General features: G+C 36.9%; 5 protein-coding genes. 4 read left to right on the plus strand and 1 reads right to left on the minus strand.

Annotated features, from left to right (window positions below; all coding sequences use genetic code 11):
• Positions 1-21: 21 nt before the first annotated feature.
• From AC52RT_RS09270 to perR, 3 genes are all read left to right on the plus strand, one after another.
• Entirely contained in the window at positions 22-1131 is a 1110-nt protein-coding gene (locus AC52RT_RS09270; protein ID WP_495540473.1) for an aminopeptidase, read from the plus strand.
• Between the two features lie 155 nt (positions 1132-1286).
• A complete protein-coding gene (locus AC52RT_RS09275) occupies positions 1287-2237 on the plus strand; it encodes a D-2-hydroxyacid dehydrogenase (protein ID WP_495540474.1) in 951 nt (316 codons plus the stop codon).
• 169 nt (positions 2238-2406) lie between these two features.
• Positions 2407-2853: a peroxide-responsive transcriptional repressor PerR gene (perR, locus tag AC52RT_RS09280; RefSeq protein ID WP_495540475.1), complete on the plus strand. Its 447-nt coding sequence runs from the start codon at positions 2407-2409 to the stop codon at positions 2851-2853.
• Positions 2854-2895: 42 nt separating this feature from the next.
• Here perR and AC52RT_RS09285 read toward each other — a convergent pair whose 3' ends face one another.
• The gene (locus AC52RT_RS09285; protein ID WP_495540476.1) at positions 2896-3252 is read right to left on the minus strand and encodes a YgzB family protein; all 357 of its coding nucleotides are present in this window, start codon (positions 3250-3252) and stop codon (positions 2896-2898) included.
• Positions 3253-3408: 156 nt separating this feature from the next.
• Between AC52RT_RS09285 and AC52RT_RS09290 the strand changes: the two genes are divergently transcribed.
• The gene (locus AC52RT_RS09290) at positions 3409-4269 is read left to right on the plus strand and encodes a nucleotidyltransferase-like protein (RefSeq protein ID WP_495540477.1); all 861 of its coding nucleotides are present in this window, start codon (positions 3409-3411) and stop codon (positions 4267-4269) included.
• The last annotated feature ends 313 nt before the right edge of the window (positions 4270-4582 follow it).

Raw genomic sequence — 4582 nt, forward strand, 5'->3', positions numbered from 1 at the left:
GAGCAGTAACCGGAGGGTATTATGAGAAATACTAGGCTTGTTAACTTAGCAAAAGTGTTGATTCATCATTCAGTCAAATTAAAACCAAAGGAAAGGGTCTTGATCCGCGGACATTATAACGCCAAGCCGCTCATGAAGGAACTCATAGATGAGGTATACCAACTTGGGGCCTACCCGTATATAGAAATACTGGATGATGAACTTGATAAGCATTTGGCACTGGGCTATAAAAAGGAGCAATTAGAGACAGCTGCAAAATGGACTATGCAGAAATACCAAGATATTGATGCCGTTATTATTGCTTATGGTGAGGAAAATGATGCTGAAATGGCAGAAGTTCCTATGGATAAGCATAGACTCCACGGCCAGGCAATGAAGGAATCGACCTTTTTCTACGTAAATAACCGTCGTTGGGTTCTTCTTAATTATCCAACTCGTGGACTAGCACAAAAAGCGGGAATGAGCTTCAGCCGGTTCGAAGACTATTTACTAGATGTAAGTTCGGTTGATTATGAAAAAATGAACCGATCTATGCAGCCGCTGAAGGAATTAATGGAGCGTACGGATAAAGTTCGGCTTGTAGCTCCTGAAACAGATATCCAGTTTTCAATCAAAGGAATCCCGGCCGTGGTCTGTTCTGGAGAAAATAACGTTCCGGACGGTGAAGTGTTCACGGCTCCAATTAAAAACAGTGTTAATGGAGTTATTAGGTTTAATACACCATGTCCTTATCGAGGAACAACATTTAATAATGTGTCACTTACTTTTAAAGATGGGAAACTCGTGAAAGCTGTTTCAGATCAACTAGAAAAAATGAATGAAATTTTTGATACGGATACTGGGGCACGCTATATTGGTGAATTTGCACTTGGAGTTAACCCGTTAATCACTGAACCAATGGGGGATATCCTTTTTGACGAAAAAATAACCGGCAGTCTTCACTTCACACCAGGAGAAGCTTATAAAGAAGCTGACAATGGTAATCGTTCGTCTGTACATTGGGATATGGTCTTAATTCAACGTAAAGAATATGGTGGTGGTGAGATCTATTTTGATGACGTATTGATTAGGAAAGATGGCTTATTTATCCTTCCTGAATTAGAAGGATTAAACCCCGACCAGTTAATCTAACGGCCTATTTTACTAGGGGTAAGGCTTTTGTCCAACCAATTGTTTTGAAAGTGAATATGCTTAAGTATAGGAATACCTCCTCAAAACAGCTTACGCGGTGATTCATTGCCGCGTTTTTTTTTATTAAACCATGACATTGAAACGGAGGATACACAATGATAGTCCTTACAACCGTCATTCTACCTGAAGCATTACAAACAGAACTAAACGAAACGTATCAAGACCTTACATTTTATTATCAAGATGGTATAAATTTGGAAGATGAACTACTAAAGAAAGCAGATATCTTGATGACTTACGGTGAGGACCTCACAGAAAAACATATTGAGAAGGCACTTTCTTTAAAATGGATTATGGTGATCTCTGCAGGTCTTGAAAAAATGCCGCTGAACGCGATTGCTGCACGTAAGATCTTGATAACAAATGCAAAGGGAATTCATAAAATCCCAATGGCGGAATATACACTAGGTATGATCCTTCAATATGAAAAAAAGATTAAAAATATTATGCTTAATAAGCAAAATCAAAAGTGGGATCGAAAATTAGAAATGGGAGAGTTGCATAGTAAAACGATATTGATTGTTGGCGCGGGGGCCATTGGAGGCGAAATTGCACGGTTATCCAAAGCATTTGGATTGCGAACATTAGGAGTAAATAGGAGCGGTACTGCGGTAAACTATATCGACACACTTTATCAATTAGATAAACTAAATGAGGCTCTCGAACAATCTGATTATGTAGTTTCAGTTTTACCAAGTACTCCTGAAACAAAGGGGCTGTTTACAAAAAAACAGTTTCAGGCAATGAAGAATACCAGTGTCTTTATTAATATTGGCCGTGGAGACCTTTTTAACGAAAATGTTTTAGTGGAAGCCTTGAACAATGGAGAATTAGCACACGCTATCCTAGATGTGTTTGAACCTGAACCGCTAAATCAATCGCATGTGTTTTGGACAATGGAGAATATAACGGTTACTCCTCATATTTCTAGCCGAACAACCGAATATCTGCCTAGGGCTTTAGGGATTTTCAAAGAAAACCTGTTCAATTACTTAGAGGGAAACAGAGAACTCAAAAACACCGTAGACCCATTAAAAGGATATTAACGTTGAGTATGATAATGGAAAAAAACCATATAAATGGATAATAGTGAGATTTTAAGACTAATTTCACCTATCTAGATAGGTGAAACATTGACAAATGCATGGTTTTCCCATTACACTATTTATAAAGATTATAATTTAAGAACTTATACTTAAAGAGAAAAAGAGGTGCATGACGGTGTCCGAAGATATGTTAAAGGAAGCCTTGCATTCATTAAAAGATACTGGAGTTAGAATCACTCCTCAACGTCATGCGATACTTGAGTATTTAATTAACTCCATGTCGCATCCAACAGCTGATGATATTTATAAGGCATTGGAAGGTACGTTTCCCAACATGAGCGTGGCAACTGTTTATAATAACTTACGAGTATTTCGTGAAATCGGCTTAGTAAAAGAACTAACTTACGGTGATTCTTCTGCACGTTTTGATTTTGTTACAACTAATCATTATCATGTTATTTGCCAAGACTGCGGTAAGATTGTTGACTTCCACTATCCAGGTTTAGATGAAGTTGAACACTTTGCTTCTCAAGTAACTGGATTCAATGTCAGTCATCATCGCATGGAAATTTATGGCGAATGCCCTGAGTGTTCAGGAACTAAAGAAGTGCATTAAAAAAAGTTCCACCTTCACAGGAGGAACTTTTTTTAATTTACCCTATTTATCACTTATCTTTTTACGGTTATATTTTTCATCAAAGTCTTTACCTGCGAGATTTTTATCAAGTGTTAGTGACTCGTCACAATGCATACAGATATCTACACGGCCAAGAATTTTTGTTGGTTTACCGCAATTCGGGCAAATTACTTGTACCGACCTAGTGGACAGCATACCGATCCAAAAGTAAACAACTGTGCTTGCAACTATGAAAAGCAGTCCCAGTACCATGAAAATAGTCATCACTATTGGATGAGATTTAAAGAATATACCGCCGTACATCACAATAAAGCCGATAAAAATCAAACTTAAGGCAAAAGTACGAATTTTATTTATTTTACTAGAATATTTAGCCATTGTTGTCCCTCCTGAGATATAACTATATCATATCTATATGGCAAATATGAACAAAGATAGGCTATAAATTAAGCTGTAATAGTAGGAATAAGCAGGAGTTTGAAATAAAACTGTCGAAAAGAATAACTATATTAACGGTTTTGGGGGAATTAAACTATGGAGGACATCCTTCGTCCGATTTATCAGGAACGCGCCAGTATGAAATCTACCTTAGGGATTTTATTAATTGAAAAGAGAGACAGCAGTACGAGTACGGATTCTTTTGATTACATTCTATTTATCATAGTTAAAGAAGCGGAAGAACCTGTTTTTCTAAAACAATATACATATAGAAACAAAAAAGCATCCATGCATATCGTAGAGGAAGAAAAGCTGAAAGAATGGCTGCTGCTTGGAACGAATCGTAAAATGGTTGATTGGATCCAAAATGGCAAAATTCTTTTTGATAGAAATGAATATGTACATAACTTGAAAACAGAAATTCGCGAGTTCCCTTTCTATGGACGGAAGATTAAAATGGGAATGGAATTTGCAAAGCTCATTAGAAGATATGTAGATGGAAAATCATTCTTTGAAAACGGCCATGCGTTGGATGCGTATAACCATGTTGTTCATTCGCTGCATCATTTGGCTAGACTTGAAATTATCGAGCAGGGATTTTATCCAGAAGTGACTGTTTGGAATCAAGTGAAACACATAGAACCTGAGATATTTAAGTTATATGAAGAGTTGGTGACCAGCGGAGAGTCTTTAGAGAAAAGATTAGAGCTATTGTTCTTAGCAAGTGAGTTCCTGATTTACTCGAGAACTAATCTAGGTTCACAGCATTTATTAGAAATTATGAGTACAAAGGAAGACCCTTGGAGTATTGCTGAATTAATGGCACATCCTGAACTGGCTCATTATTCTGTTGATCTAAGTGTTTTGCTAGAATACTTAATAGAGAAGAATGTTATTGATGTTATTAAGGTAGAGACTAAAGGGCAAGAGGTTTATCACCGGTATTACAGAGTTTGAAATTATTTTAAAAAAGCTATTGACCGATAAAAAGAATGATGGTATATTTATTAACGTTGCTGCGAGACATTCGCTTCGCAGCTAATTAAAACTTCAAAAAGACTTTAAAAAAGTTGTTGACAATATAAATGACAACATGGTATGATAATCAAGTCGCTTCGGAAGAAACGACAACGAAATTGCTCTTTGAAAACTGAACAAAACAAAGCGTCAACGTTTTAAAGAAGTGAGTACACACTATAAAAACAACCGAGCAAGTCAAACATTCTACGGAGAGTTTGATCCTGGCTCAGGATGAACGCTGGCGGCGTGC

The organism is Peribacillus sp. (assembly GCF_059453735.1).

Bases quoted from the DNA above. Each gene is read 5' to 3' on its own strand.
- AC52RT_RS09270 (WP_495540473.1), top strand. From the start codon at position 22: ATGAGAAATACTAGGCTTGTTAACTTAGCAAAAGTGTTGATTCATCAT.
- AC52RT_RS09275 (WP_495540474.1), top strand. From the start codon at position 1,287: ATGATAGTCCTTACAACCGTCATTCTACCTGAAGCATTACAAACAGAA.
- perR (WP_495540475.1), top strand. From the start codon at position 2,407: ATGACGGTGTCCGAAGATATGTTAAAGGAAGCCTTGCATTCATTAAAA.
- AC52RT_RS09285 (WP_495540476.1), bottom strand. From the start codon at position 3,252: ATGGCTAAATATTCTAGTAAAATAAATAAAATTCGTACTTTTGCCTTA.
- AC52RT_RS09290 (WP_495540477.1), top strand. From the start codon at position 3,409: ATGGAGGACATCCTTCGTCCGATTTATCAGGAACGCGCCAGTATGAAA.